The following is a 25,875-nucleotide window of genomic DNA, read 5'->3' on the forward strand; positions in this document are numbered from 1 at the left end:
GAACGGGTAAGAGCGATTAGCCGGCAGCGAGCTCCGTGGCCCGAGCGAGCGCCGCAGCGGTCGCCTTGTCAAAAATTGCCTTCAGATCGGCAGCCTGCAGCTGTTCAACCGCACGCTCGGTCGTGCCCTTAGGGCTCGTAACCTGCTTACGCAGTTGCGCCGGTGAACTATCGGATGACGCCAGCAGTGCGAGCGATCCTTCAAACGTTCCGGCAACCAGGGTCAGTGCCTGCTCGGGCGTGAAGCCCATGTCGACGGCGGTGCGAGCAAACTCTTCGAGAATCAAGAACACGTAGGCCGGGCCGGAACCCGAGATGGTGCTGAGCGCATCAATCTGCGATTCCGGTGTTTCGACGACGGTGCCGACCGTCTCAAACACGGCGCGGCCGAGGGCGAGGTCATCCGCGGTGGCGCGCGACCCAGCGCTGAGTCCCGTCACGGCCTTGCCGACGATAGCGGGAGTGTTGGGCATGGCACGCAACACAACGTTGTCGACGATGCCTTCCATCCGTGCGGTTGTTACACCCGCAGCAACGCTGATGATGATCGCATCGGGTTCTAAGAATGGGGCAAGGGCGGTAAGGGTGCCGGGGATCATGGCGGGCTTTACCCCCAGCATCACGACCTTCGCCCCCTTCACAGCGCGCGCATTGCCATCAGGAGTATTCTCCAGCGCAAAGGACTCCACGCCCTCAGAACGCACCACAGCAGCCTTAGCTTCGGTGCGATTTGTGACGCGGATTCCCCCGCTTACAGTCACCGAGGGGTCAAGCAAACCCGACAGGATGGCACCTCCCATTGATCCGGCGCCGACAATTGCAATGCTAGGAAGAGAAGTAGTCACGTGAACATCCTAGAATCGATCGTATGAGCGCGTCAGGCGGAACTAAGGCAATCATCGCTGCAATGGTGGCGAACGGCGGAATCGCTGTCACCAAATTCATTGCGTTTCTGATTTCGGGGTCCAGTTCGATGCTCGCGGAGAGCGTGCACTCCGTGGCAGACACGAGCAACCAGGCGCTGCTGTTGCTCGGTGGCAAGCAAGCCAAGAAGAACGCGGATGCCGAGCATCCGTTCGGTTATGGCCGCGAGCGCTACGTGTACGCCTTCGTCGTTTCGATCATCCTGTTCTCGGTCGGTGGCGTGTTCTCGCTCTACGAGGGCATTCATAAGCTGCAAGATCCGCACAAGCTTGAGCAAGCGTGGCTGCCCATTACCGTTCTGCTCATCGCGATCGTGCTCGAAGGCTTCTCGCTGCGCACCGCCGTGAAAGAGTCGAATCTCGTGCGCGGCAAGCAGGGCTGGATCGCGTTTATTCGTCACGCGAAAGCTCCCGAGCTTCCCGTAGTGCTACTCGAAGACGTTGCCGCTGAACTCGGTCTCGTGCTCGCTCTGTTCGGCGTCGGTCTCACCGTCATTACGGGCGACTCGACCTGGGATGCCATCGGCACGATTGCCATCGGTATTCTGCTGATCATCGTCGCGATCATTCTGGGCATCGAGACCAAGAGCCTGCTCGTCGGCGAGGGTGCAACCACCAAGCAGCGCAACCTCATTCGCGACACCATCAACGCCCACCCTGACGTTCGCTCGCTCATCCACATGAAGACGCTCTACCTCGGCCCGGAAGAGCTCCTGGTCGCTGCCAAGGTCGACTTCGGAGCGCAAACTCGCTTGAGCGATGTGGCGGCGAGTATCGATAGTGTCGAACAAGACATTCGTACAGCTGAACCGATGGCGCGCGTGATCTACATCGAACCCGACGTTTACCGCCGCCCAGCCGAAGCGGCACCACCCACCGATGCCATTGTCATCGTGGGCAACGACTAAAGAAGGATCCCGAAACCATGAACTTCGAACCAATCATTCACACCGTGCTCGCGCTGCACATTCTGGGGCTTGCGCTCATCATCGGATCATTCGCTCTTCAGCTGCGCCGCAAAGAAGGCTTTGAACTGGGCACGATGCTGATCGGTGCCATCACGCAGCTCGTCACCGGACTCATCCTTGTTGGCCTCGTGCAGATGAACGACGAAGACGTCAACAACGCCAAGATCGCCGTGAAGCTGATCTTCGCGATCGTCGTGCTCGTCGCCGTCATGATCGCGCGCTCACGCCAGGCCAAGGCCCTCAGCGCGGGCACCAGCGAGAAGAAAGCCACCTTGCCGTTCCTGCACCTCGCGGGCATGGGCGCCCTCATCAACGTGTTCGTTGCGGTGCTCTGGCACTAAGCCGGGCCTAGCGGGCTAGCGACGGGCTTCGAAGAAGTCCGTCAGCAGCGAAGCGCATTCAGCCTCTTGGATGCCCGCCACAACCTCGACCTTGTGCGGAAGCCGGCGGTCACGCAGCAAATCATTAACGCTGCCTGATGCGCCGGCTTTTTCGTCCCACGCCCCAAACACCACGCGCGGGATGCGGGCCTGCAGAATCGCGCCAGCACACATCGTGCACGGCTCAAGGGTGACCACGAGAGTCATCTCGTCGAGGCGCCACGAACCGGTGGCCGCGGCCGCTGCTCGGATTGCCACTACCTCGGCGTGCGCCGTGGGGTCGCCCGTGAGCTCCCGCTCATTGCGCCCAACGGAGACGAGATTGTCGTTCTGATCGAAGACGAGAGCGGCGACTGGAACGTCGGCAGAATCGGCCGTGAGCTTCGCCTCGGCGATGGCCCGCGTCATCCATTGATCGAACTTTGTCACGATCGGTTCTCCAAGTGGTCCGTACCTCAAGTAGATTTAGCCTATGCGAGTTCACGTTGCCGACCACCCGCTCATCACGCACAAGCTCACCGTGCTGCGCGACAAAAACACCGCCGCCCCCACTTTTCGGGCGCTGACGGAGGAGCTAGTGACGCTTTTGGCGTACGAAGCGACCCGTTCGGTGCGCGTTGAAGAGGTCGACATTGAGACCCCCGTCACCGCGACGAAGGGTGTGGCAATCAGCTCACCCAAGCCTCTCGTGGTGCCGATTCTTCGTGCCGGGCTCGGAATGCTCGAAGGAATGGTCAAGCTCGTACCCACCGCCGAAGTCGGCTTCTTGGGCATGGTGCGCAACGAAGAGACTCTGCAGCCCGACACCTATGCCGAGCGCCTGCCCGACGATTTGTCGAACCGCCAGTGCTTCGTGCTCGACCCCATGCTGGCTACCGGTGGCTCGCTCATCGCCGCGATTCAGTACCTGCTCGACCGTGGCGCCACTGACGTCACGGCGGTCTGCATCCTCGGCGCCCCAGAAGGCCTCGCTGCCCTCGAGAAGGCCATGGGCGACAAAGACGTCACGATCGTGCTCGGCGCGCTCGACGAGCGCCTCAACGAGAACGGCTACATCGTGCCCGGCCTCGGCGATGCTGGCGACCGACTATACGGTCTCGTCTAGCAGCACAATTTTCGCGCGCAACTTGACAGAGGCGCGCTGCATGAAACATCATTGCAACCATGACTGTACAAACTCGCGACCTGACCGCCCTCGTGGCTTCCAGGACCGCTGGCGCACTGCTTTCGAGCACCGTGTCGGCAAGCGCGATGCTGTGTTGTCGAATGTGTGCCTAGTAGGCCAACCGTGAGCCGGGCGTTTTCACCAGAATGAACGCCCCCAGATTTTCGTCCTCATAACGGCGACTCTCTGACTTGACACACCTGTTTTATTTCGAAGGATCACACCCTCATCATCAGAGGCCCTTCACCCCTTCTCCAAGGATTTCTGGACCCATGTCACTTGCAACAATCGAACGCACCACTCGCACCTCTTTCGCCGCAGCTGCTCCCGCACGCCGGGCACCGCACGCCGCACCCCACACTGCTCGCGAGCTTTCGCTCGCCGTGCAGCCGGCGCGAGACACACGCCCGGCCACTCCGGTCGCTGCTCCCGCAGCCCCCGCTGCTGACGCGCCGCACTTGCGCGCTGTTCCTCAGGGAACCGAAGCCCGCGGCTTCGTGCTTTACGTCGGCATCGACGAGCTGAAGGCCGCCGCCGCTGGCACCGATCTGAGCGCGATTGTGGAACAGCTCAAGCAGCTCACGCAGCAGCTCGTGCCGAACTCCGAAACTCACGCCGCCGTGGCGCTCGCCCCCGTCGGCGCTGGTGGACGCGACGTTGATGTTGTGCGCCTCGCCCTGCAAGACCCTTCCGCTCTCGCCAAGCACCGCCAAGTCGAAGAACCCGAGGAGAAGCCGGCAAGCGGTGTGGTCGTTGACCTCTCCCGCAAGCGCGTGCTCATCGACGACGAGCCCGCGGCCCTCACCTACAAAGAGTTCGAGTTGCTGCAGTTCTTGATTCTGCGCGAATCGCAGACCATTGACCGCGCGCAGCTCATCGCGACTCTCTGGTCCGCCGAAGACGACGAAGCCCCCAACGAGCGCACCATCGACGTGCACATCCGACGCCTGCGCTCCAAGCTCGGCGCGTACGAAGATGTTGTTCGTACGGTTCGTGGCATCGGGTACCGCTACGACCGTCATCCTGATGTTTCGGTGCGCTTCGCCTCGACACCCAGCCCCGACTTCATCTAACGGCAGCTCACACGGCCCTCGCGTGCGCGGAGAACCACTCTCGCTCGGCGTAGAGGTTCAGCGCTGGCGCGTGTCACACTGACCGGATGACAACGACTGATGCCACCCGGATGCCCGAGAAGATGTCACGGGATCGGGCGGCCCTTGACGCTCTTCTCGACTCGGAGATTGTCGGCAACGTCGCTTATGTCCAAGAAGACGGAACGCCCGGTGTTCTGCCGACCGGGGTCGCACGCCTCGGCGATGAGCTGATCGTGCACGGCTCCAGCGGGTCACGCTGGATGCGCTTGGTTTCCGGAGCGCCTGTCGCGATTTCTGTCACAGCAGTCGGCGGCATTGTGGTCGCACGCTCGGCCTTCGAATCATCGTTGATTTACAGCAGCGCAGTGTTGTTCGGATCGTTCCGGGTGCTGGAGGGCGAGGAGAAGGCCGCCGCCGTCAACGCCATCACCGAGAAACTGATCCCTGGCCGCCTCAGCGAGGTGCGCCCCAACAGCAAAAAAGAACTCGCAGCAACCCTCGTGCTGGCGTTGCCGATCGCGGAGTGGTCGTTGCGCACCTCCGACGAGTGGCCCGATGACACCGACGCGGATATCGCGGGCGATGCGTGGGGCGGGCAGGTGCGGTGGGGAGCTCGAGCCGTTGAGGTTGTTGCCACGCCCGACCTGCGCTCCGGCATCCGCGTGCCTAGGTCTGTTCAGGCATTCGAGTAGGCCTCGTCGTCGGTTCTCCCAGACGGATCCGGGCGCGGAAACCTAGCCGGGGCGCCAAAGAAGACGCTGAGCGGCGAAGCTAGTTAATGCTCCACAGCGCACTAGCTAGAGAGACGCTCGCGATGGAGGCGAGCATGACAGCGAGATCGGCGATCGCCCATCGCAGCAGCGGTTTGCGCTGCACCCCTAGAAACACCCACGCTGCGAGGCCAGCAAGTGCCACGCCAAGCGCGCTTAGCCAGATCACGATCGAGGAGAACGAAAGGTAGTCGGAGCTCAGCGTCTGGCGGTCGATTCCGGTGATCCACCAGTTGTGCGAGCCGGAAGCAAGGCCGTCCAGTGCGGTGAGCCCCGCAACGTAGCAGAGGACGATGAAGGCGCAACCCGCATACGCAAACACTATGAAACCCAGCGCTCGCTCCCTCACTTCCTTGGTGTCGAGCAGGGCGACAACAGTGGAGTAACGTGCTGCCTCCGACCGAAAGCGCCGCACGATCAACACATTCACGGCCGCAACCGCGACCGCGACGACAACCACAACGAGTGGTCCAGCGTCCCCGAGAAAAAGAGCGGTGGCGTACAGCGCGACCCCTAGAGTGAGCACCGTCGCGAGCCCCACAGGCCCCAGATAGAGAAGAACCAGGGCTCCGAGCATCCAGAAGCTGGTGCGGAAATCGACAAAGTAGACGGCGAACGCGGCGAAGGCCCCCGAACCGATCACGTAGCCGATCTGGACTGGCCTCGCATCAACAAACGAATTGATTCTCACTAACTGAGCATTGCTGAGTAATCACGGCGGCGCTACCCCACTAACGGGCCGCGCGAGACGGCCGATGCCCCGTTGCGGTTCCGGCCTGACGTGGGGGATTTGATAGTGTGGCGGAGTAGCCGCAATAGTCGGCTCCCGACGACGGATCAGTACCGGGTACGCGACAAGACTGGCCAAGGAGACTGTTGTGTACTGGCTTATTCTGATTCTTTCCGGTGTGCTCGAAGCCGTGTGGGCCACCGCCCTCGGCAAGTCGGAGGGCTTCACGAAGCTCTGGCCGACCGTTGTTTTCGGTGTCGCGATTCTCGCCAGCATGGGCGGCCTCGGCTATGCCATGCGCGAGATCCCCATCGGCACCGCCTACGCCATCTGGGTCGGCATCGGGGCGGCACTGACCGTGGCCTACGCCATGATCTTCGGCGGCGAACCCGTCTCCTGGATCAAGATCCTGCTGCTCATGGGGCTTGTGGGGTGCGTTGTCGGGCTGAAGTTGGTCGACTCTTCGCACTAGGGTCCACAGACGCTCTTACCGAGACACGAAAGGAGGACGCGCGAAGGCGACCTCCTTTCGCGCAAAGCTGCGCTACCTCGCTACTGCGCGGTATAGCCACCGTCGACGAGGTGCTGCGAACCGGTGATGAAGCTCGCCTTGTCGCTCAGAAGAAATAGCACGAGCTCAGCAACTTCCTCTGAGGTGCCGAGGCGGCCGGCCGGGTGCTTTGCTACAAGCATGTCGTAGATTTCCGTCGGGATTCCGGCAAGGAGGGCAGTGTCGATGTAGCCCGGGTGAACCGAGTTGATTCGAACTCCCTTGGAGGCATACCCAAGTGCGGCCGCTTTAGTCATTCCAGAGACACCGTGCTTAGCCGTGACGTACGGTAGCGCGTTCGCGTCGCCCACAACCCCGAGAATCGACGAGGTGTTAACGATCGCGCCACCGCCGGCCGCGACAATTGCAGGTGCCTGGAAGTGCATTCCGTAAAAGACGGAGTGAAGGTTTACGTCCATGAGCTTCAGGTAACCCTCGATGTCGATGTCTTCGGCGAGACCCTGAGGACCGCCGACGCCGGCATTGTTGAACGCTAAGTGGAGTGCGCCATAGCTGGAAACCGCGAGGTCGACCGCGGCTTTGACATCATCCGGGTTGCCGACATCCCCTGCGATCGCTGTAGCGGTTCCGCCGACAGCGACGATCTCATCCACGACAACCTGGGCGACCTCGTGCTTGAGGTCGTTCACGATGACATTTGCACCCCGTGACCCGAGCCCGAGAGCAACAGCTCTTCCGATGCCTGACCCGCCGCCGGTAACGACTGCGGTTTTTCCTTCGAATTCTTTCGTCATTTCATTCTCCTTGCGCCCGGTGACGGGACTAGCTAGCGAACAATCGGTTGACGAGGCAACCATTATGCAATCAGCGGCGATGCCACAGAACGCTGTTCCTACGATGGAACCCCTAGCAACGGTGCTGTTGTTATATCTATTCAATCAAATAACTTGGGGCGAATTCGGTGCCGCCCGCGACGGGGAACATCAACCGCCTCGGGGAGCATTCGCAGCCTTGCGCGTGCTCCACCGCCATGCGAGTAGCGCGGCTCGCACCCCCGCCGCTCATCTGCGCAGAAAGCATCCGTTTTAAGCCTGTTTCGCCCAGAAATGCAGGGGGTAGACAACCTTTTCTGTGAAATCTCTAAAAATAACAGAACGATAACTAGACAGCGTTATGTTTCCGTTATACATTCATAGAGCAGAAGTTGTTTGCTGTGGCAGCTACTGCGGAATGTGATTGCAGGACACTCTTGGTGCAAAGGGAGAGGGTCGGTTTCATGCCTCTGAAACCGGCCCTCGAACTATTTAACGGGTGCCCGAATATTCAAGCGGGCACGACTGAAGCGGGCACGACTCCGGTGGGCACGATCTAGGCTGGCACGACCACCGAATCGAACGGATGACCGTGACCGCCGCCCCTCTGCATCCGGATGTCGCCCACGCCATCCACAGCCTCGGCGACGCGCTACCCGAGCACGATCAGCTCATTGCTGAGCCCGACAACGCCGAATACGGCGCCGTGACCACTCACCCCGCTGCAACGCGGTTTCGGGTCGCGAAACTCACCCCCCACCAAACCCGGCTTCTTCGTCACCGTCTGGCGGCGAGACACTGACGGCACGACGCAACCCCTCGGCAGCGACGACGGCACTCAGCGGCTCGTCGTTGTCGCCCGCGACGACAACAGCTTCGGCGCCTTCATCTTTCCGCTGAGCGTGCTGATCGCGCGCGGCATCGTTTCGGTCGACGGCCACGGCGGCAAACGCGGCTTTCGCGTGTACCCGCCTTGGGCCGACACCCGCAACCGTCAAGCGCAGAGCACCCAGCGCTGGCAGTGCGAGCACTTTTACCCGCTCAACCGACTCTGAAAATTCCGGATGCGACGACCGCGCCGATTGCAGTGAACCAGCCCCGCTAGCCGCCCCGCGATCTACTCCGCTTCGCGCTTGCGAGTGCGCGCCGATCCGTCTTCGATCTTGAGCTGCTGAATGGGGAACGGGATCTCGATGTGCGCATCGCCGAGCGCCTTCTTGATCGCCTCAAGCACCTGATCCTGAGCTTCGAGAGCCTCGCGACGGTTCGGCGGGTTGATCCAGAACCGCACCTCGAGGTTCACGCTGAAGTCACCGAGCGACGTCACCAAAACGGTCGGGGCAGGGTCGTCGATGATGCCGGGTAACGCGGCGATGGCGTCGACGATCGCGGTACGGGCATCCGCAATGCTGTCGTCATAACCGATGCCGACGGCCACACTCAGTCGCCGCTTGTCGAAGGCCGTGTTGACGACAACGCGCTCGGTATAGAGCTGGCTATTCGGGATCACGACAACCCGATTGTCGTAGGTGCGCACCCGCGTGGCCCGCACCTGAATGTCAATAACTTCACCCTCGTGATCGCTCGACACAATCTGATCGCCGATGCGGAATGGGCGCGTGAACAGGATCAGGATGCCCGACAGCAGATTCTGAAAAATGTCCCGGAACGCGAACCCAATCACCACACCGCTCACCCCAAGCGTGCCGAAGAGCGACGCCGGCGTGATCGTCGGAAAAATGATCGTCAGCGCCACCAGCAGCCCGAACGCGAGAATCGACCATGCGACCAGCCGACTCAGCACGACCTGCAAACCGCGCGGCTGACCCGCCCGCTGCGCCGCCGCCCGCACGAGCTTCGCCACCAGCCACGAAATTGCCCAGAAGACCACAAAGGCCAGCACGCCGAGAATGACGTTGGGCAGTGCCAAGAAGAGATCCGTGAAAATGCCCTGCACCCGGTCGAGCACGTCGCCGAAGTCGGCCGTCTCGTAGCGAACACCGAAGAAAGTCATAGCCGGTCACCCTTCTCGCGCATCGCCACCATCGGCAACGCGACCTGTGAGGCGCGATTCTACGCCTGCTCTTTTCAGGCGCGAAACGTAGAGTGGCGGGGTGAGCGGAAACCAGAATCAGCCCTCCGTCGTATGGTTGCGAAACGACCTGCGACTAGCCGACAACCCAGCCCTGACGGCGGCCGCGAGTGAAGGCCGACCACTCGTGGTTGTGTACATTCACGACGAAACCGGCGACGGCATCCGCCCGCTGGGTTCGGCAAGCAAGTGGTGGCTGCATCACAGCCTCACTGCTCTGGATGCCGCCCTGCAGAATCTGGGCGGCCAACTGACCCTGCGTCACGGCCCTGCCGCGCAGGTGCTGCCGGCGCTCGTGGACGAGCTCGGCGCCGCCTCGGTGCACTGGAACCGTCGCTACACGGCAGCCCGCGACATTGACGCCGGCCTCAAAACGAGCCTGCGCGAGCAGGGGCTCACGGTCGAAAGCCATCAGGGCAATCTGCTGAACGAGCCGTGGCACATCCGCAATGGGCAGGGCGAGCCGTACAAGGTTTTCACTCCGTATTGGCGTGCGGCACAAGATCGTCCGGTGCGCGAGTTGCTACCGACGCCCGAAGCGAGTGCGCTGAGTTGGCCCGCCGACTCCCCCGCGAGCGACGACCTCGCCGAGTGGTCGCTGCTGCCGACGCGCCCCGACTGGGCCGAGGGGCTGCGCGAGACGTGGACTCCCGGCGAGACCGGCGCGCTTGAGCGCCTCGAGAGCTTCGTCGCCGACCGCCTGGCCGACTACCACCGCCGTGATGAGCCCTCCGTGGATGCCACGAGCGGCCTCAGCCCGCACCTGCGGTTTGGCGAGATCAGCTCTGCGCAGATCTGGCACCGGCTGCGCGGCTCGGGCTCTGGCAACAGCGCAGGCTCCGGCCCCGAATCTGGCTCGGCCGGCATCCCCACCGCGGCGCGCAAGAACGTCGCCAAGTTCTTGAGCGAGATCGGATGGCGCGAATTCTCCACCGCCCTGCTCTTCGAGAACCCTCGCCTTGCGACCGACAGCTACCGCCCGGCCTACAACGCGTTCCCCTGGGGATACACGGTCGACGAACTCGGCGCCGTGGACGAACCCGCGGGAGTCAGCGAAGTCGAAGCGTGGCGTCGTGGCCGCACCGGCATCCCCCTCGTCGACGCCGGGATGCGCGAACTTTGGCACACCGGCACCATGCACAACCGCGTGCGCATGGTCGTTGCAAGCTTTCTGATCAAGAACCTGCTCATCGACTGGCGCGCGGGCGAACAGTGGTTCTGGGACACCCTCGTTGACGCCGACGAGGCCAGCAACCCCGCCAACTGGCAATGGGTCGCGGGATCCGGGGCGGATGCTGCCCCCTACTTCCGTGTGTTCAACCCGGTGTTGCAGCAGAAAAAGTTCGACCCCACGGGCGCCTATGTCTCGTACTGGATTCCCGAACTCGGCACCGACGCGTATCCCGAACCCATCGTGGATCTCGCCGAAACCCGCCGCGAAGCCCTCGAGGCATACACGGCCGTGAAGGCTGCAGCGGCGGAATAGGCCACTGGATGCACCGCCCGGCACTTCGCCAGAATCCACTCAGTTGACTGCCAGCTTGCGCTAACAGCCCCGGAAACATGCGGATCTGTACGCTCCCGAGCGCCCGCATCCGCACTCCGATTGCTCGAATTTCGCCTTCTTTCGACTGACCCCCAAACCGGTCATAGCCTCGCTCCGGAGTACTCATTGCGGCTCGGGAAAGCCTCGAGACGCAGGGCCTCTACGGAGGCTGACGACGTAAGAAGGAGTTCAGTAATGAACGCATTCACGAAGAAGACCACGATCGGCGCAACCGCTACCGCAGTAGCCCTCATCGCAGTTGGAGCAGCAGCTCCCGCTATGGCCGCAACCGGCGACAGCTACACCTCGACGAAGTCATACTCCTACTCTTCCCCCAAGCAGACCGACATCCCCGTCGTCGTAGCACCCGAGGTTGGCGACGTTGACCTCCTGGGTGGCGACCTTCTCGGTGGCGGCATTCTCAACGGTGATCTCCTCAACGGCAACGCTGTTGCGTCCGGCAACGAGGTCAACGCTCCCGTAGCTTCGGGCAACGACACCGCCGTCGGAAATGTGAGCGACTCCGCGAACGTTTCTGACGTAGCGAACGACGCCAACGTCTCTGACGTCGTGGACAACGCCACTCAGGTGACCGACGTTGTCGACAACGCGACTGACGTCGTGACCGACGTAACCGACATCGTTGATGTTGACGACATCCTCAACGACGTTGTCGACGCCGACGACCTCATCGGTGACATCACCGGTGACCTCGGCTTAAACGGCATCTTCAACTAACTTTCTTCACCCGCTTGCCCTCGCCTGATGTTCTCCGGGCGGGGGCAAGTGTCTTTAACTACGTCCGGCCGTACTTCAATCTTCGGCTCTAGACTGGGCGCATGTCGGTTACAGAGCTCTCGGTCAGCACCCAGAACTATCTGAAGACCGTGTGGAGTCTTTCCGAATGGTCGGATGCCCCCGTCACAGCAACGGTGATCGCCGAACGCACCGGTTACACGCTTTCGAGTGTGTCGGATGCCGTGCGTCGCCTCACCGCTCAAGGCTTCCTTGATCATGCCCGCTACGGTTCCATCGCGCTCACCGCGGTGGGCAGCGCTCACGCCGTGGCGATGGTTCGCCGCCACCGCCTCATCGAATCGTTTCTCGTGAGCGTGCTCGGCTACCGCTGGGACCAGGTGCACGACGAAGCCGAAAACCTTGAGCATGCCGTCTCTGACTTCATGGTCGAACGCATCGACGAGTTTCTCGAACACCCCACCCGCGACCCGCACGGCGACCCGATCCCCAGCGCCGACGGCGTCATCACGATTCCGGATGCTGTGCAGCTCAGCCGCGTCGCCCCCGGCAACACCGTGGTCGTGGAACGCATCTCCGACGACGACCCCGAACTGCTCAAGTTCTTCGAAGAGCGCGGCATCGTGTTCGAAGCGACCCTCAGCGTGAACGCCGGGGCACCGTATTCGGATGCGCTTGAAGTGGTGGTGGTCGGCGACGCCGGCGAGGCGAGCAACAAGGGCGGGCGCCAATCCGCTGTGCCGATCAGCCTGGGCCGGAGCGCGACCGACGCACTCTACGTATCGGGCGGCACCCTCACCGAATGACCTGAGGCGCACCGCGCGGGTTCTGCGCGCAGGCGGTGTCTTTGCCTTTACTGGGCGGCGAGCATCCGCTGCCGCTTCATTGCGCCGAGTCGCTTGCCGATCACGCCCTGCGTGGGGCTGAACAGGTAAACGAGCGCGAAGATGCAGCCTTCGACGAGCACGATCATGCCGCCGGATGCCGTGTCGAGGTAGTAGCTGAGGTAGAGCCCGGTGACGGCCGCGAGCGCCGACATCGCCGGAGCGATCACGAGCATGTGCGAGAAGCGATCGGTGAGTAGATAGGCGGTGGCGCCGGGGATGATGAGCAGCGCCACGACGAGAACGACGCCGACCGCCTGAAGGGCAACGACCGCGGTGAGGGCGAGAAGCCCGAGGAGGGCGGCGCCGAGCACTTTGGGGTTGAGGCCAATCGCGTGGGCGTGGGTAGCGTCGAAGGCGTAGAGGGTGAAGTCGCGGCGCTTCACGAGCAGGATCGTGAGCGTGATCGCACCGAGGATGAGCACTTGGGTGAGGTCGGCCCAGGAGACTCCGAGCAGGTTGCCGAAGATGATGTGGTTGAGGTCGGTCTGCGACGGGGTTACAGAGATGAGCACGATTCCGAGGGCGAACAGGGTGGTGAAGACGATGCCAATCGCGGCATCCTCTTTGATACGGCTCGTGTTCCTCACGATGCCGATGAGGGCGACGGCAAGGAAGCCGAAGATAACCGCGCCCACAGCAAACGGGGCACCGACAACGTAGGCGAGCACGACGCCGGGCAGCACGGCGTGCGAAACGGCATCGCCCATGAGCGACCAGCCCACGAGCACAAGCCAGCACGAGAGCACCGCGCACACAATCGCGGCGGTCACGCTCGTGGCGAGGGCCCGCACCATGAAGTCGTAGCTGAGGGGTTCGAGGAGAAAGTCGATGGGGTTCACGCGGCATCCCCCGCCGTGACGTCGAGGCCGAAGGCGCGCGCAAGGTTTTCGGGCTTCAGCACCTCGGCGGGAGTGGATTGCAGCAGCACGGTGCGCATTAGCAAGATCGCTTCGTCGGCGAGCTTCGGTAGGGCATTGAGGTCGTGGGTGGAGACGAGCACGGTGGCTCCCTCGGTGGCGAGCTCCCGCAGGAGTGTCGTGATTGTTCCCTCGGAGCGTTTGTCAACGCCGGCGAAGGGCTCATCGAGCAAGAGGATCGTCGCGCCCTGGGCAATGCCGCGCGCCACGAATGCCCGCTTCTTTTGGCCGCCCGAGAGCTGGCCAATTTGGCGGTCGGCGAGGTCGGTCAGTTCGACGCGGGCGAGAGCCTCGGCAACGGCAGCTTTGTCGGCGGCCTTCGGGCGGCGGGAGATGCCCATGTGCCCGTAGCGGCCCATCATCACGACGTCGCGTACGGAAAGCGGGAACGCCCAGTCGACGTCTTCGCTCTGCGGAACGTAGCCGACCGCTCCGGCCTTGCGCGCGAGTGCAGGCTGCTGACCGGCCAGCGCGACAGTTCCGCGGTCGGGGCGCAGCATCCCGGTAATGGTCTTGAAGAGCGTGGACTTGCCCGAGCCATTCATGCCGATGAGGCCGTAGATGCGGCCGGGCGCAAGGCTGAGGCTCACGTTGTCGAGCGCGAGCACGTCGCCGTAGTGAACGGTGACGTTGCGCACATCGATGGCGGGCACGTCGATGGCGGGCACGATCATTGGGACGCCCCGGTCAAACCGGCGATGATGGTCTCGGCGTCGTGGCGCAGCAACTCAAGGTAGGTCGGCACTGGGCCACCTTCCTCCGACAGGGAGTCAACGTAGAGGGTTCCGCCGAAGCTTGTTTCGGTTGCTTCGACAACCTGCTGCATGGCGCTATCGGACACGGTGGATTCGCAGAAGACGGCGGGCACATCGTTGTCTCTCACGAATTCGATCACCGACGCAATCTGGAGCGGGGTCGACTGCTGCTCAGCATTGACCGCCCACAAGTAATGCTCGCTCAGCCCGGCGTCGCGTGCCATGTAGGAGAATGCTCCTTCGCACGAGACGAGAGCGCGCTGTGAGGCCGGCAACTCGGCGAGCTCGGCCGTGAGCTCATCGTTCACGAGCTGCAGTTCGGCTTTGTACGCCTCAGCATTGGCGGCGTAGTCGGCGGCATTATCGGGGTCGAGTTCGGAGAACGCGGCCTCCATATTGTCGACGTAAATCTGTGCGTTGAGGGGGCTCATCCACGCGTGCGGGTTGGGCAGGCCAGCGTAGGCATCCTCGGTGATATCGATCGGGTCCACCCCGTCAGACACCACAACGTGGGGAACGTCGAGACCATCGACGAACTGCGCGAACCACGCTTCAAGGTTGAGTCCGTTGTCGAGAATCAGGTCAGCGTCGGCCGCCTTCGCAATGTCGCCCGGCGTGGGCTCATAGCCGTGGATCTCAGCACCTACCTTCGTGATGGATTCCACCCGAAGGTTGTCGCCGGCTACGTTCTCGGCGATGTCGGCAAGAACCGTGAACGTCGTGAGAACGACAGGACGGTCATCATCCGCGTCAGTCGTGGCGCCCGCATCCGACACCGCAGTGCAGCCAGCGAGACCGAGAAGAAGGGCGGATGCCGCAGCGACAATCGTCGTCGTGCGCGCTGAATTCTGACGGTGTGTTCGGGTTCTCGAAGCCATGTTCTGATCCTATGTTAGGCATGCCTCTTTACTAGACTACGTCTGGACGTAGTTTCTCGAAAATGCGGTGAACCAGCAAAAGTTGCGAATCTTTTATGGCGCGACGAGAGTCCACCGGAATTCAACCGTGGAGCTGGGCGGACCAAAACAAGCGACACCCAACGCGGCTCGCGCTAGGTGTCGCTTGGTCGTTTCGCTGAGTCACGCGAAGGCAACTCGCCTATGGCTGCTGGTAAATGCTCAAAGGCGCGCCGACTGCATCGCATTCGACAGCGAGGGCCGTCGTCGCTTCTCCCAACGCTGACGCATCGCCTACGGCCGGTTCGGAACCGTCGGCGGCCAGCTCCTTAATTGCCGAACGCAAATCGTCGACTTGGGTGCTCAAGGTCGCGTCGTTGTGCAAGATTCCGAGAACCGGGAAGCCGCCGGCAATAGTGGCAATAACGTAGTCGAACGATTCCCTATCCAGCTCGCCGGTCTCGTACCCCGAGACCACGCCCTCCAACGTCGTGAGTTCAATCGACAGCGAATGGCACAGCCCAACGTTGCCGTCCTCCGCTGAGGTTGACGCTGCACTTGACGAAGATTCGGAGGGCGGAGGCGGCTCAACTGGTGTGCACGCAGAGACCGGAATCAGAATCCCGGCACACACGGCTGCAGACAGTAAACGTCTCATTAGGCTCCTTAGGCAGTTGCGGCTCCAACGAACCGCGCAAGTGGGGCTGTGTGCGATGCGTTTCCGAAGGCACCGATTCCCCTGGAATCAGCTACGTTAAATCAATGATCTCTCATATTTCGCCGACCTGTCTACCTTCACTACACTTGCCCTCGAAGTGAAGACACAGCCTGACGCGCTGGAGGCAGAACTTGCACTTCACTAGAGCTGCCACTTACCTAGCGGCATTCGGGCTCACCATCTCGGCGCTAGCTGGGTGTAGCGACGTGACGTCCTTCAATGACATGCCAGCCCAAGCAGATGACGCAGCGTTCAGCCGCACCGCCTTTATTTTCGAGGATGCCCGCAATTGCATTCAACTCCGTGCGGAAGAATCTGCTCCGGTGACAGACCCTGAGAAATTTGCGGAAAATATCGACGGCTGCGTGAGCCTGAACATCTACGGGTGGACGGATGACGAGATCGTGTCCGGGTTCAGAAGCGGGGACGCTAGTTGGCTCACGTCGAGTTCGGTCGCCGAAGACCGCATGAACGTAGTTGTGTTCACGACCAGTTTTGGACGAGCCGACTCCGGGCTGTCCGCCCAAACGCGTGTGTACAGCTTGTGCTGGTCCCTGAACTTCGACGCCCAAACGGGTAGCGACGTCGTAGTTTCTGATGAGACATGCAACCCCGCCATCTTCCTAGCGCTCCCCCAGTACACCCTGACCAACGTCGCAGAGTTAGAAGCGGGACGTTAGGAGCTTCTGCACGGTTGAGTCAGAAGAAATGCGGTACACCTGACTTCGGCAACGGCGTCTCGTAGTGAGCGGCCGAAGCGTGTGTGATGACATCAGCGCATTCGGCGCTCCGCTTGTGACACCGTTCGAACTCCGGGATGCGGACGCGAGTATTGAAGTCGAACTGCGGTGCTGAATATAGTTGAGCTAACCGAGAAGGGACCAACGATGTTCACACGGTTTCTCACTGTGATGGGTCGGGTCGCTAAGCGCCTGGCATTCGTGTTCACCCAGTCGGGCGGAGCAGCCAACGGTGGCCGAAGCGCGGATCCCAGCGCTCGCTCACTCTACGAAGACCGCGAAGACTACCGACCGTAATAGGTTCCCCTTACGGACGGTCGCGGTCGCGGTCGCGAACCGTCCACATTGGGTGCACCCTAAATAAGCGTCAGGGTGAGCAGAGCCCAGCACCGCATTGCTACTGTGACCTCATGACCGACTTCGCTAGCGCGCCCACCGTCGACCCTGCCGCGACAGCCTTCGACACCATCGTCGTCGGCGCCGGAGTCTCCGGCCTCACGGCGGCACGCTTCTTGGCGCAGGCCGGCCAACGAGTGCTCGTGCTCGAAGCCCGCGACCGCACCGGTGGCCGCACCCACACCGAACGTTCCGGCAACGTTGCCACCGACCGCGGAGCATCCTGGATTCACGGCGTCGACGACAACCCCCTCACCGAAATCGTCAACGCCTTCGGCATGCGCACGGTCGAGTTCACGGTCGGCAGCTACCAGCCCACCGGCCGCCCCATCGCGTATTACAGCCCGACCGGCGAGCGCCTCAGCGATGACGCTGTCGCCCAGTTCGCGGATGACGTACGCACCTTCGACGCCCATCTTGCGACGGCGGTTCAGGCTTCCACTCTCGGCTCAAACTATGAGCAGGCGACCGACGCCGCGCTTTCCACCCGCGGCTGGAACCCCGATCGGGCGGAGCGCGTGCGCGAGTTCGTGCTGCACCGCTCCGAGGAGCAGTATGGCGTGCATGCCGGGTTGCTCGATGCGCACGGCCTCGACGATGACACGGTCGAGGGTGACGAGGTGGTGTTCCCTAACGGCTATGACGAGCTGGCCACCAATCTCGCGGCGGGGCTCGATGTGCGTCTCGAGCATGTGGTCACCGGCATCCGCTGGTCGAAGCAGGGCGCCACGGTTGCCACTGCGCAGGGCGAATTCGCTGCGGACCGCGTTGTCGTGACGGTGCCGATTGGAGTACTCAAGAGCGGCGATCTCGCGTTCGAGCCAGCGTTGCCCGAGTGGCTCACCCACGCCATTGATGGCTTCGAGATGAACAACTTCGAAAAGGTTTTTCTCCGCTTCCCCACCCGCTTTTGGGATGAAAACGTCTACGCGATTCGCCAGCAGGGTGAGGCTGGCAAGTGGTGGCATTCCTGGTACGACCTCACCGACCTGCACGGTGTTCCCACCCTGCTCACGTTCGCGGCCGGCCCCAGCGCCATCGAGGCGCGCGACTGGAGCGATGAACAGATCAGCTCGTCCGTTCTCGACGCCCTGCGCGGGCTCTACGGCGAGCGCGTCGAGCAACCCGACGACGTGCTCGTGACGCGCTGGCAAGACGACCCCTACTCGTACGGGTCGTACGCGTACATGACTCCGGGATCCACCCCCGAAGACCACGACCTGATGGCCACCCCGGTGGAGAACGTGCTGCACTTTGCGGGAGAAGCAACGTGGACGGATGATCCCGCCACCGTCACCGCGGCGCTGCGCTCCGGTCACCGCGCCGCCGAGAACATCCTCGGGACTGAGCTCTCGTTCGATGGATTAGTCGCGCCGCTCTAACCCCGCCGCGTCGACGCACGCTCGCGAATCTCATACTCGATCTCGGGCGGCGACGGCTGGTCGTCTTCGTCGGCTTCGAGCAACGCCACGAGGTACGAGACAGCAGCTTTGGCCGTGACTTCCGGCGCGAGATCAACAGACGTAATCGGCGGGGCACTGTTGCGGGTCTGTTCGGAGTCAGAGCCGGCGACGATCATTACGTCCCCCGGAATCCGGTAGCCCGCGGCCTGCAGCCCGATCTGAATACCGGCCGCATGCCGCCCGGTGAGGCAGTAAATCGCCTCCGGTAGTGGCGCATCCGAAGCCAGCAGCTTCTCGGCAATCTCACGCCCGCCCTCTTCACCCAGTCGCTCGTCTTGGTTGTAGACGACGGGCGCTTGGTCGTTCTCGAGCGCCCACGCTCGGTACGAACTCTCGCTGTCGGCGTTCCACGAGTTGGGGTCAGTTCCCGTGACGAGAGCGATGCGCTCAGCCCCGCGTTCGCTGAGGTGCGCAATGACGCTGTCGACGTTGTGCAGTGTGCCGCCACCGAGCCAGGCGGTGAAGTCTGGTCGCTCAACATCGCGCCCCACCGCAACAAGCGGGATCGCGTTTCGGGTGAGCAAATCGATCACCGGGTCTCCCGCGAGCGGGTCCGAAATGATGAAGCCGTCGGCCGCGAGCGCGATGCCGGGAGCGTTGCCGGCGGTGGGGTCGCGCATGAGCACAAGCCCGTAGCCGCAGTCCAAGGCTTCCACCGCTGCAGCGCCGGCGAACCGCAGAAAGTAGTCGACACCTTCGGGTTGATACGAGCCGAGAGTGTCGAGCGGGCGGATGACGAGGCCGAGCAATCCGAGCCGGTTGCTGCGCAATCCGCGAGCGATGGCATCCGCGCTATAGCCCAGCTCGGCGGCGACCTCGATGACGCGTTGGCGCGTGGCTTTCGCGACCACGCCTTTGCCGTTGAGGGAGTGCGAAACCGTGGTGATGGAGACCCCGGCGTGCCTCGCCACATCGTGGATGGTTGATCGTCGTCGCCCTCGCGCAGTACTCACTCTGGCAGGTTAGCGCTCATTTCCGGAATGTAAAACGTTTTGGCAATATCTCCCCCAAAACGTTTTGGTCAGCTAGGTTTTCACACACATCAAGCGTCTTAGCGTTCAGGTTCTATCTACCTAGGAGCAATTCAATGAAGAAACAAGCAATCGCGATCGGCAGCATTCTTGCCATCGCACTGACCGGCTGTGCCGCAGGCACCAGCAGCGACACCTCATCCAGCATCGACACCGACGACCTTCTCACTACGACTCCCGCCGCTACCGGCGAGCTCGATCTGGTGACCTGGAACCTCCCGTTCGGAGAGCCAGCGTCGATCGACCCGATCAAGTCGTTCAACTATCCCGAGAACACCGTGGTGGCCAACCTGTGTGAAGGTCTCATGCAGTTGCAGCCCGACTTCTCGATTGAGCCCGGGCTCGCTGAAAAGGTCGAGACCCCCGACGACCTCACCTACATCTACACAATCCGCCAGGGCGTTGAGTTCTGGGACGGCGCCGAAATGACCGCCGACGACGTAGTGTTCAGCCTCGGTCGCCACGCGGATGCCAACGAAGGCAGCTACTGGGCCGGCGGCCTGATCAGCAACATCGCTTCGATCGAGAAGACGGATGACTGGGAAGTCACCGTCACCCTCACCGAACCTGACGCCACTTTCAACTCCTACATGGTCACTCCCGCGGGAACCATCGTGCAGCAAGCACACCGCGAAGCTGCCGGCGATAGCTACGGAAACCCCACCGGGCAGGTCATGTGCACCGGCCCCTACTCGGTAGGCGAATGGGATCAGGGTCAGTCGATCTCGCTCGTCAAGAACGAGAACTACTGGAACACCGCCAAGCAGGCCAAGACCACTCAGGTCGACATCAACTTCATCGTTGACTCCGCCTCGATCGCCACCGCGCTCGACACCGGCGCCATCGACGGTTCGTACGATGTGCCGCTCGGAGCACTGCCGACACTGGAGAAATCCGAAGCCGGAACGCTCTACCTCGGCAATTCGCTTCAGCTCGTTGCCATCATCGGTACCGGAAACGGCGCCTTTGCTGACCCCGCTGTTCGCCAGGCTCTCATGATGGCCACCGACCGGGATGCCATCGCCGCAACGGTCTTCGAGGGCACGGCTACCGCCTCTCGCTCGCTCGTACCCAACAATGGTTGGGCCTACGGCGACAGCGAGTTCACGGCAGGTCGCGATGACCTCGCCGAAACCGCGATCGACATCGAAGGAGCCAAGAAGGTTCTCGAGAGTGCCACGGTTGACATCACTCAGCCAATCTCGATCGTGTACCCCTCGGAGCGCACCTACTACGCCGACATCATTTCGGAAATCGCCAATGGTGCTCGCGAAATTGGGCTCACGGTTGAACCCGAAGGTGTTCCCAGCGCGCAGTTCGGTGCCTTCTTCTCCGACCCCGCCGCGCGTGAAGGTCACGACGCTTTCGTCACCTACAACTACATGGATGTGCCTGACCCGCTCTCGTTCCTCCGTGCCATTGTCGGCAGCGACGGTTCGCAGAACTACAGCGAATACAGCAACCCCGAGATCGACTCGCTCCTGAGCGAAGCCGCAGCAGCCACCGACGAGAGCGAGCGCGCCCTGCTCGTCAACGAGGTTCAGGAAGCTGCCATGGAAGACCTCCCGTGGATCCCGATCGTTGACCCCGCTGTACGACTCTTCATGAAGGATGGCATCACGGGCGCTCCGGCATCCTTCGTCTACCTGTACTACCCCTGGGCTGCCGACCTCGGCGCTTCGGGCGAATAGTTCATCCTCGGGGGCTGCCGCTTCGGCTGGCAGCCCCCGGGTTTCATCCCCACGGAAGTAGACACCGCAGTGACTTTCATCCTTCGACGACTTGCGGCCCTCATCGGGGTCCTCATCGCCTCCAGCTTTCTTGTTTTTGCCGCCATGTATGCGGCTCCGGGCAGCCCCGAAAACTTTCTGGTTCAGGGTCGAACCGTCAGTCCCGAGGTGCTTGCCGCGATTCGCGCCCAGTACTCCCTCGACGATCCCTTCCTCGTTCGTTTCTGGAACTGGTTCATCAACGTTCTTCAAGGTGACTTCGGCCGCTCGCTCGCTAACCAGCAGGATGTCGGCGACCTCCTCGCCGGGCGCCTGCCGACCACCCTCATGCTGGTCTCCCTTGCCGCCATCATCATCATCGTGTTGGGTGTCGGTCTCGGCATCCTCGCGGGCACCAAGGGTGGAATCGTCGACAAGGTAGTGCTGCTCGGCTCCAACCTCGGCTTCGCCATCCCCACCTTCTTCGCCGCCCTCATCCTGATGAGCATCTTCAGCGTCGGCCTCGGCTGGTTCCCGGTGTTTGGTTCGGGCGACGGCTTCATCGACCGCGTCTGGCATCTCACTTTGCCCGCGCTTGCTCTCGCACTCCCCTCGTCTGCCGTCGTAGCGCGCATCACGCGCACCTCCATTCGCGAAGAGCGCGACTCCGAACACTCGGTGATGGCTCGGGCTCGCGGCGTTGCCGAGGGCCTCGTCATGCGCCGCCACGTCATCCGTAACTCGATGCTGCCGGTCAGCACGATCGTCGGCGTTCACATTGCGGGCCTCATCGCTGGTTCGTTCGTCGTGGAGTACGCCTTCACGCTCGACGGAATCGGCACCCTGCTCGTCGACGCCGTGCAGCGCAAAGATTTCGCGGTCGTTCAAGCCATCGCGATTGTGCTCGTCGCTGCTTTCGGTGTGATCAACCTTCTCGTTGACCTCCTCTATGCCTCCATCGATCCGCGAGTGAAAGTGCAGCAGACCCGATGAAACAATTCGCTGAACGAATGGGAACGCTGGGCCTCATTGCCTGCGGCATCATCCTCGTCGTGGTTCTCGGCGCGCTCCTCGCCCCGATCATTGCCCCCTACGATCCGACCATCGGATCCGTCACTCAGCGCTACCAGGGCATGTCTGCCGAGCACTGGTTTGGCACCGACCAAGCCGGCCGCGACATCTTCTCGCGACTGGTGTGGGGAGCTCGCTCCAGCTTGACCGGGCCGCTCATCGTCGTCGTGATCACCGCTATCTTCGGTACCGGCATCGCGCTCACCGCGGTCTGGTTTGGCGGCTTCGTCGACTCGGCGCTCAGCCGCCTTCTCGACCTGCTCTTCGCTTTCCCGAACCTGCTGCTCGCGATGCTCGCGATTGCGGTCTTCGGCCCAAGCCTCACCACGGCGGCACTCGCACTGGCGGTTGCTTATATTCCGTATTCGGCACGCGTAGTGCGCAGCATGGCAATGCGCGAACGTAACCTGCCGTACATCCGCTCCCCTGAACTGCAGGGAATCTCCGGCGCTGTCATTACCGTGCGCCATCTCTTGCCCAACGTTGCCCCGCTCATCGTCACGGGCGCCACGATCAACTTTGGGTTCGCCATGATCGAGCTCGCCGCACTGTCGTTCCTCGGCTTGGGCGTTCAACCGCCCGAAGCTGACTGGGGGCTCATGGTATCGAACGGTCAACAATCGCTGCTCAACGGCTACCCCGCCGAGAGCGTGCTCGCGGGCCTCAGTATCGTGATCACCGTGGCAGCAGTCGGCTATGTCGGCGAACGACTCGGCGGCCGTGCCGCTGCAGGGAGGAAAGCCTGATGCTCGATATCACCAGCCTCTCACTCACGATCGGCGCCGATCGCCAGATTCTGCGCGATGTCTCCCTTGCTGTCGCCACCGGAGAAGCCGTCGGACTCGTCGGCGAATCGGGCAGCGGCAAGTCGATGACCCTGCGCTCAATTCTGCAGATTGAGCCCACCGGCTCCGAAGTCACCGGTTCCATCACCCTCGACGACGTCGACGTTCGCGCCCTCCGTGGCGAAGAGCTCCGACGGATGCGGGCCAACGATGTTTCGATGATCGCCCAGAACCCACACGCGGTTCTCAATCCTGTCCTGCCCGTCGAGCGCTACCTCATCGAGGGAATGCACGACGCTCAAGGCCAGCCGACTCGCACCGCTCGGCTGCGGGCCGGCGAACTGCTGGAGCAAGTCGGCATCGATGCCGTAGAGCGCGTACTGCGTTCCTACCCGCACCAGTTGTCGGGCGGGATGCTGCAGCGCGTGGTCATTGCCGGAGCGATTGCGGGCAAGCCGCGGCTCATGCTCGCCGACGAACCCACCACCGCGCTTGACGTGACCACCCAGGCCGAAGTGATGGCCATTCTCGACGAATGCCGTCACGACCTCGGCATGGCCATGCTCTTCGTCACCCACGACCTCGACCTTGCCGCCGCCGTGTGCGACCGCATCGCCGTCATGAAGGACGGCGAAATCGTGGAAATCGGATTGCCGGAACAGCTTCGCGACAACCCCCAGCATCCGTATACGCGCTCCCTGATGGAATCGCGCCCCGCGGGAATCACCTGGACTCTGGAAGGCGACACGACACCATGACCACGCCAGCAATCATTGTGACCAGCTTGACCAAGACGTTCCCCACCGGCCCCAAGAAGCGCATGACGGCGCTCGATGCCGTCTCGCTCACGATCGACAAAGGCTCGTGCCTAGCCGTCGTGGGCGAATCCGGCTCGGGAAAAACGACCCTTGCGCGCATCATCGTGGGGCTCGAAACTCCTGACTCCGGTGAGGTGTCTGTCAACGGTGAACCCGTCGCCCCGCGCGCGAACCGCAAGGAACTGCGGCGCCGAGCCCGCGACATCCAAATGGTGTTTCAGGATCCGCAAAGTTCGTTGAACCGCCGACTGCCCGTGCGGGTTGCCGTTGACGAGGTTCTGCGTGCCCACGCTGACCTGAGTGGGCCTGCTCGGCGCGAACGCTGCGCCGAACTGTTCACGCTCGTCGGGCTCGAAACACGATTCATGGATGCGCTGCCGAGCGAACTTTCCGGCGGCCAGAAACAGCGCGTGGCTATCGCTCGCGCGCTAGCTGCCAACCCCTCGGTCATCGTGCTCGATGAGTCGGTCGCCGCCCTCGACGTGACAGTACAGGCGCAAATCTTGGAGCTCTTGGCGGAACTGCGTGTCTCGCAAGGGCTCACGTACCTCTTCATCACTCACGACCTCTCTGTCGTTCAAATGATCGCCGATCAGGTGGTCGTGATGCGCAAGGGAAGCATCGTTGAACGCGGAACGACCACCGAGGTGCTCACCGCACCCCAGCATCCGTACACCCGCCTGTTGCTTGCCTGCGCTCCGCGCCCGGGCTGGAAACCCCAACGCGGAATGATCGCCAAGCTTCGAGAAGAGATCGCTTCATGACCGGCACGACACCCACCATCATCCGCATCGATTCGGCGAATGCGTTTCAGCGCGGGCTCTCTCGCGGGCTCGACACCGCCGAGGCGCTGCGTCGCGGAATCGAGATCTACCTCGACCTGTTCGAGACCTCGGGCATCCCCCGCACCGAGGTACAGAAGCACGGCGAGCAGGCCGTCATCGTCACCGAGGCGTGGAGCCCCGATCTCGCTGATGAGATGCGCGGCGTTGCCTCAGGCAGCAAGATTCCGCTGTGGAAGATCGGGGCTCTCAACGCCCGCACCGAGATCTTGTCTCGCTCGGTCGGCGCGAAGCCGGGCGAGTGTTCCACGATCGTGAATGCCGCCGGCAACCCGGTGAGTGCTCAGACCTGGGACTGGCACGAAGAGCTCTCTGCCTTCTGGCACCTACAGGAAGTCTCGGGAACTCCACGCAATTTTGTGGGGCTCACGGAGCATGGCATCCTCAGCAAAATCGGCATCAACGATGCCGGCGTCGGGATCATGCTCAATATCCTCGGTCATACCGCCGACCGGCCGGATGGCGTGCCCGTTCACCTCGTCGGCGCACGCGTGCTTGCCGAAGCCACCACGCTCGCCGAGGCAGTGGAGATTCTCAGCACCGCCCCGGTCAGCACCTCGAGCGCGATCACGGTGGTGAGCCCCGAGGGAGCGGTGATTGTCGAGCTGAACCCCGAAGGCGCCGCGGTGCTGCAGCCGGTTGACGGCGTGCTGGTGCATACCAACCACTTCGTGGATCCCGTGCTCAGCACCGGCGAAAAGCTCGGCCTCTATGACCCCGACACGCAAGCGCGCTACGACGTGCTCGTTGAACGGGTCGCCGCGAAGCCCTTGCCTTCGGTAGCGAGCGACCTCATTCCTTATATGTTGTCGGAGCCCGGCGATGCCGCTCAACTGTGCTGCGTGCCCGCGCCCGGCTCAGTCTTTGGCGACCGGTGGGCCACACTCGCCACTGTGACGCTGGATGCCGTTGCCCGCACCATGACCGTCTCTGCCGGTTCGCCCCAGGATGTCGGCACCGCAACCACGGTGCAGCTGGTAGCGCTGAGCGCTTAGCTTTCAGGCTGCTGGCCCACCACTATTCGCGCAGACGCCGGTGTATTTCTCTCTGTCACATCTCGCAATGCGACGCCCTCCAGTGTTAACGTGAGAGCACTCCCTC

29 protein-coding genes and 1 riboswitch are annotated in these 25,875 nt (G+C 62.5%); of the genes, 19 read left to right on the forward strand and 10 right to left on the reverse strand.

Going from position 1 to position 25,875, the window contains the following annotated elements; translation table 11 throughout:
* Nucleotides 1–16: 16 nt before the first annotated feature.
* Nucleotides 17–844, reverse strand: coding sequence for a pyrroline-5-carboxylate reductase (gene proC, locus I6E74_RS12870; protein WP_197126248.1), 828 nt, complete (start codon nucleotides 842–844; stop codon nucleotides 17–19).
* A gap of 23 nt (nucleotides 845–867) precedes the next feature.
* Between proC and I6E74_RS12875 the strand changes: the two genes are divergently transcribed.
* Entirely contained in the window at nucleotides 868–1,830 is a 963-nt protein-coding gene (locus I6E74_RS12875; RefSeq protein ID WP_197126251.1) for a cation diffusion facilitator family transporter, read from the forward strand.
* A 17-nt stretch (nucleotides 1,831–1,847) separates the two neighbouring features.
* Nucleotides 1,848–2,231: a hypothetical protein gene (locus tag I6E74_RS12880; protein ID WP_197108368.1), complete on the forward strand. Its 384-nt coding sequence runs from the start codon at nucleotides 1,848–1,850 to the stop codon at nucleotides 2,229–2,231.
* A gap of 15 nt (nucleotides 2,232–2,246) precedes the next feature.
* Here the strand turns inward: I6E74_RS12880 and I6E74_RS12885 are convergent, their stop codons facing one another.
* Nucleotides 2,247–2,699 (reverse strand): nucleoside deaminase, encoded by a 453-nt coding sequence (locus I6E74_RS12885; RefSeq protein ID WP_307784477.1) that lies wholly within the window; start codon nucleotides 2,697–2,699, stop codon nucleotides 2,247–2,249.
* 43 nt (nucleotides 2,700–2,742) lie between these two features.
* Between I6E74_RS12885 and upp the strand changes: the two genes are divergently transcribed.
* The 3 genes from upp (at nucleotide 2,743) to I6E74_RS12900 (ending at nucleotide 5,221) form a co-directional block, all read left to right on the forward strand.
* Nucleotides 2,743–3,375 (forward strand): uracil phosphoribosyltransferase, encoded by a 633-nt coding sequence (gene upp / locus I6E74_RS12890; protein WP_197126253.1) that lies wholly within the window; start codon nucleotides 2,743–2,745, stop codon nucleotides 3,373–3,375.
* 332 nt (nucleotides 3,376–3,707) lie between these two features.
* Nucleotides 3,708–4,508: a winged helix-turn-helix domain-containing protein gene (locus I6E74_RS12895; protein ID WP_197126255.1), complete on the forward strand. Its 801-nt coding sequence runs from the start codon at nucleotides 3,708–3,710 to the stop codon at nucleotides 4,506–4,508.
* Nucleotides 4,509–4,594: 86 nt separating this feature from the next.
* A complete protein-coding gene (locus tag I6E74_RS12900) occupies nucleotides 4,595–5,221 on the forward strand; it encodes a pyridoxamine 5'-phosphate oxidase family protein (RefSeq protein WP_231605000.1) in 627 nt (208 codons plus the stop codon).
* 79 nt (nucleotides 5,222–5,300) lie between these two features.
* Here the strand turns inward: I6E74_RS12900 and I6E74_RS12905 are convergent, their stop codons facing one another.
* Nucleotides 5,301–5,990 carry a hypothetical protein gene (locus I6E74_RS12905; protein WP_197126257.1) on the reverse strand — a complete coding sequence of 230 codons (690 nt, stop codon included), beginning with the start codon at nucleotides 5,988–5,990 and terminating at the stop codon, nucleotides 5,301–5,303.
* Nucleotides 5,991–6,103: 113 nt separating this feature from the next.
* Nucleotides 6,104–6,168: riboswitch (guanidine-III (ykkC-III) riboswitch) on the forward strand.
* 9 nt (nucleotides 6,169–6,177) lie between these two features.
* On the opposite strand from I6E74_RS12905, the gene I6E74_RS12910 reads away from it, so the two are divergent.
* Complete coding sequence (locus tag I6E74_RS12910; protein WP_197126259.1) at nucleotides 6,178–6,501, forward strand: multidrug efflux SMR transporter; 324 nt, start codon at nucleotides 6,178–6,180, stop codon at nucleotides 6,499–6,501.
* Between the two features lie 80 nt (nucleotides 6,502–6,581).
* On the opposite strand, the gene I6E74_RS12915 is transcribed toward I6E74_RS12910, so the two are convergent.
* The gene (locus tag I6E74_RS12915) at nucleotides 6,582–7,334 is read right to left on the reverse strand and encodes an SDR family NAD(P)-dependent oxidoreductase (RefSeq protein ID WP_197126261.1); all 753 of its coding nucleotides are present in this window, start codon (nucleotides 7,332–7,334) and stop codon (nucleotides 6,582–6,584) included.
* A gap of 740 nt (nucleotides 7,335–8,074) precedes the next feature.
* Between I6E74_RS12915 and I6E74_RS12920 the strand changes: the two genes are divergently transcribed.
* Entirely contained in the window at nucleotides 8,075–8,407 is a 333-nt protein-coding gene (locus I6E74_RS12920) for a MepB family protein (RefSeq protein WP_231605065.1), read from the forward strand.
* A gap of 62 nt (nucleotides 8,408–8,469) precedes the next feature.
* Here I6E74_RS12920 and I6E74_RS12925 read toward each other — a convergent pair whose 3' ends face one another.
* Nucleotides 8,470–9,366, reverse strand: coding sequence for a mechanosensitive ion channel family protein (locus I6E74_RS12925; RefSeq protein ID WP_197126263.1), 897 nt, complete (start codon nucleotides 9,364–9,366; stop codon nucleotides 8,470–8,472).
* 100 nt (nucleotides 9,367–9,466) lie between these two features.
* On the opposite strand from I6E74_RS12925, the gene I6E74_RS12930 reads away from it, so the two are divergent.
* The 3 genes from I6E74_RS12930 to I6E74_RS12940 all read left to right on the forward strand — a co-directional run bounded on the left by I6E74_RS12930 (nucleotide 9,467) and on the right by I6E74_RS12940 (nucleotide 12,552).
* Nucleotides 9,467–10,930: a deoxyribodipyrimidine photo-lyase gene (locus I6E74_RS12930; RefSeq protein ID WP_197126265.1), complete on the forward strand. Its 1,464-nt coding sequence runs from the start codon at nucleotides 9,467–9,469 to the stop codon at nucleotides 10,928–10,930.
* A 255-nt stretch (nucleotides 10,931–11,185) separates the two neighbouring features.
* Nucleotides 11,186–11,728: a hypothetical protein gene (locus I6E74_RS12935; RefSeq protein WP_197126267.1), complete on the forward strand. Its 543-nt coding sequence runs from the start codon at nucleotides 11,186–11,188 to the stop codon at nucleotides 11,726–11,728.
* A gap of 101 nt (nucleotides 11,729–11,829) precedes the next feature.
* The gene (locus I6E74_RS12940) at nucleotides 11,830–12,552 is read left to right on the forward strand and encodes a metal-dependent transcriptional regulator (protein ID WP_197126269.1); all 723 of its coding nucleotides are present in this window, start codon (nucleotides 11,830–11,832) and stop codon (nucleotides 12,550–12,552) included.
* 47 nt (nucleotides 12,553–12,599) lie between these two features.
* Here I6E74_RS12940 and I6E74_RS12945 read toward each other — a convergent pair whose 3' ends face one another.
* From I6E74_RS12945 to I6E74_RS12960, 4 genes are all read right to left on the reverse strand, one after another.
* Nucleotides 12,600–13,472: a metal ABC transporter permease gene (locus I6E74_RS12945; RefSeq protein ID WP_197126271.1), complete on the reverse strand. Its 873-nt coding sequence runs from the start codon at nucleotides 13,470–13,472 to the stop codon at nucleotides 12,600–12,602.
* Complete coding sequence (locus I6E74_RS12950; protein WP_197126432.1) at nucleotides 13,469–14,209, reverse strand: metal ABC transporter ATP-binding protein; 741 nt, start codon at nucleotides 14,207–14,209, stop codon at nucleotides 13,469–13,471. The genes I6E74_RS12945 and I6E74_RS12950 overlap by 4 nt, the downstream gene beginning before the upstream one ends.
* Before the next feature lie 11 nt (nucleotides 14,210–14,220).
* Entirely contained in the window at nucleotides 14,221–15,183 is a 963-nt protein-coding gene (locus I6E74_RS12955) for a metal ABC transporter substrate-binding protein (RefSeq protein WP_197126273.1), read from the reverse strand.
* Between the two features lie 220 nt (nucleotides 15,184–15,403).
* Nucleotides 15,404–15,859, reverse strand: coding sequence for a hypothetical protein (locus tag I6E74_RS12960; protein WP_197126275.1), 456 nt, complete (start codon nucleotides 15,857–15,859; stop codon nucleotides 15,404–15,406).
* A 266-nt stretch (nucleotides 15,860–16,125) separates the two neighbouring features.
* On the opposite strand from I6E74_RS12960, the gene I6E74_RS12965 reads away from it, so the two are divergent.
* From I6E74_RS12965 to I6E74_RS12975, 3 genes are all read left to right on the forward strand, one after another.
* A complete protein-coding gene (locus I6E74_RS12965) occupies nucleotides 16,126–16,599 on the forward strand; it encodes a hypothetical protein (protein WP_197126276.1) in 474 nt (157 codons plus the stop codon).
* A gap of 207 nt (nucleotides 16,600–16,806) precedes the next feature.
* Nucleotides 16,807–16,956, forward strand: a complete 150-nt coding sequence (locus tag I6E74_RS12970) for a hypothetical protein (RefSeq protein WP_197126277.1) — start codon at nucleotides 16,807–16,809, stop codon at nucleotides 16,954–16,956.
* A gap of 113 nt (nucleotides 16,957–17,069) precedes the next feature.
* The gene (locus I6E74_RS12975; RefSeq protein ID WP_197126278.1) at nucleotides 17,070–18,437 is read left to right on the forward strand and encodes an NAD(P)/FAD-dependent oxidoreductase; all 1,368 of its coding nucleotides are present in this window, start codon (nucleotides 17,070–17,072) and stop codon (nucleotides 18,435–18,437) included.
* On the opposite strand, the gene I6E74_RS12980 is transcribed toward I6E74_RS12975, so the two are convergent.
* Nucleotides 18,434–19,471, reverse strand: coding sequence for a LacI family DNA-binding transcriptional regulator (locus tag I6E74_RS12980; RefSeq protein WP_197126279.1), 1,038 nt, complete (start codon nucleotides 19,469–19,471; stop codon nucleotides 18,434–18,436). The genes I6E74_RS12975 and I6E74_RS12980 overlap by 4 nt on opposite strands.
* Nucleotides 19,472–19,605: 134 nt before the next feature.
* Here I6E74_RS12980 and I6E74_RS12985 point away from each other — a divergent pair, with 134 nt between their 5' ends.
* From I6E74_RS12985 to I6E74_RS13010, 6 genes are all read left to right on the forward strand, one after another.
* Nucleotides 19,606–21,240, forward strand: coding sequence for an ABC transporter substrate-binding protein (locus I6E74_RS12985; protein ID WP_197126280.1), 1,635 nt, complete (start codon nucleotides 19,606–19,608; stop codon nucleotides 21,238–21,240).
* A 69-nt stretch (nucleotides 21,241–21,309) separates the two neighbouring features.
* Nucleotides 21,310–22,251, forward strand: a complete 942-nt coding sequence (locus tag I6E74_RS12990; RefSeq protein WP_197126282.1) for an ABC transporter permease — start codon at nucleotides 21,310–21,312, stop codon at nucleotides 22,249–22,251.
* A complete protein-coding gene (locus I6E74_RS12995) occupies nucleotides 22,248–23,075 on the forward strand; it encodes an ABC transporter permease (RefSeq protein WP_197126284.1) in 828 nt (275 codons plus the stop codon). The genes I6E74_RS12990 and I6E74_RS12995 overlap by 4 nt, the downstream gene beginning before the upstream one ends.
* On the forward strand, nucleotides 23,075–23,872 hold the full coding sequence (locus I6E74_RS13000) for an ABC transporter ATP-binding protein (RefSeq protein ID WP_197126286.1): 798 nt from the start codon (nucleotides 23,075–23,077) through the stop codon (nucleotides 23,870–23,872). Before I6E74_RS12995 ends, I6E74_RS13000 begins: the two co-directional genes overlap by 1 nt.
* Nucleotides 23,869–24,696, forward strand: a complete 828-nt coding sequence (locus I6E74_RS13005) for an ABC transporter ATP-binding protein (protein ID WP_197126289.1) — start codon at nucleotides 23,869–23,871, stop codon at nucleotides 24,694–24,696. The genes I6E74_RS13000 and I6E74_RS13005 overlap by 4 nt, the downstream gene beginning before the upstream one ends.
* Nucleotides 24,693–25,769 (forward strand): C45 family peptidase, encoded by a 1,077-nt coding sequence (locus tag I6E74_RS13010; protein WP_197126291.1) that lies wholly within the window; start codon nucleotides 24,693–24,695, stop codon nucleotides 25,767–25,769. Before I6E74_RS13005 ends, I6E74_RS13010 begins: the two co-directional genes overlap by 4 nt.
* Nucleotides 25,770–25,875: the final 106 nt, after the last annotated feature.

Origin of the sequence: Salinibacterium sp. SWN139, assembly GCF_015864625.1 — a bacterium.
Classification (GTDB): domain Bacteria; phylum Actinomycetota; class Actinomycetes; order Actinomycetales; family Microbacteriaceae; genus Rhodoglobus.

Coding starts and splice junctions, on each gene's coding strand:
- I6E74_RS12960 (WP_197126275.1), bottom strand. CDS start 15,859: ATGAGACGTTTACTGTCTGCAGCCGTGTGTGCCGGGATTCTGATTCCG.
- I6E74_RS12970 (WP_197126277.1), top strand. CDS start 16,807: ATGTTCACACGGTTTCTCACTGTGATGGGTCGGGTCGCTAAGCGCCTG.
- I6E74_RS13010 (WP_197126291.1), top strand. CDS start 24,693: ATGACCGGCACGACACCCACCATCATCCGCATCGATTCGGCGAATGCG.
- I6E74_RS13000 (WP_197126286.1), top strand. CDS start 23,075: ATGCTCGATATCACCAGCCTCTCACTCACGATCGGCGCCGATCGCCAG.
- I6E74_RS12995 (WP_197126284.1), top strand. CDS start 22,248: ATGAAACAATTCGCTGAACGAATGGGAACGCTGGGCCTCATTGCCTGC.
- I6E74_RS12875 (WP_197126251.1), top strand. CDS start 868: ATGAGCGCGTCAGGCGGAACTAAGGCAATCATCGCTGCAATGGTGGCG.
- I6E74_RS12915 (WP_197126261.1), bottom strand. CDS start 7,334: ATGACGAAAGAATTCGAAGGAAAAACCGCAGTCGTTACCGGCGGCGGG.
- I6E74_RS12985 (WP_197126280.1), top strand. CDS start 19,606: ATGAAGAAACAAGCAATCGCGATCGGCAGCATTCTTGCCATCGCACTG.
- I6E74_RS12925 (WP_197126263.1), bottom strand. CDS start 9,366: ATGACTTTCTTCGGTGTTCGCTACGAGACGGCCGACTTCGGCGACGTG.
- I6E74_RS12880 (WP_197108368.1), top strand. CDS start 1,848: ATGAACTTCGAACCAATCATTCACACCGTGCTCGCGCTGCACATTCTG.
- I6E74_RS12940 (WP_197126269.1), top strand. CDS start 11,830: ATGTCGGTTACAGAGCTCTCGGTCAGCACCCAGAACTATCTGAAGACC.
- I6E74_RS12895 (WP_197126255.1), top strand. CDS start 3,708: ATGTCACTTGCAACAATCGAACGCACCACTCGCACCTCTTTCGCCGCA.
- I6E74_RS12900 (WP_231605000.1), top strand. CDS start 4,595: ATGACAACGACTGATGCCACCCGGATGCCCGAGAAGATGTCACGGGAT.
- I6E74_RS12955 (WP_197126273.1), bottom strand. CDS start 15,183: ATGGCTTCGAGAACCCGAACACACCGTCAGAATTCAGCGCGCACGACG.
- I6E74_RS12935 (WP_197126267.1), top strand. CDS start 11,186: ATGAACGCATTCACGAAGAAGACCACGATCGGCGCAACCGCTACCGCA.
- upp (WP_197126253.1), top strand. CDS start 2,743: ATGCGAGTTCACGTTGCCGACCACCCGCTCATCACGCACAAGCTCACC.
- I6E74_RS12975 (WP_197126278.1), top strand. CDS start 17,070: ATGACCGACTTCGCTAGCGCGCCCACCGTCGACCCTGCCGCGACAGCC.
- I6E74_RS13005 (WP_197126289.1), top strand. CDS start 23,869: ATGACCACGCCAGCAATCATTGTGACCAGCTTGACCAAGACGTTCCCC.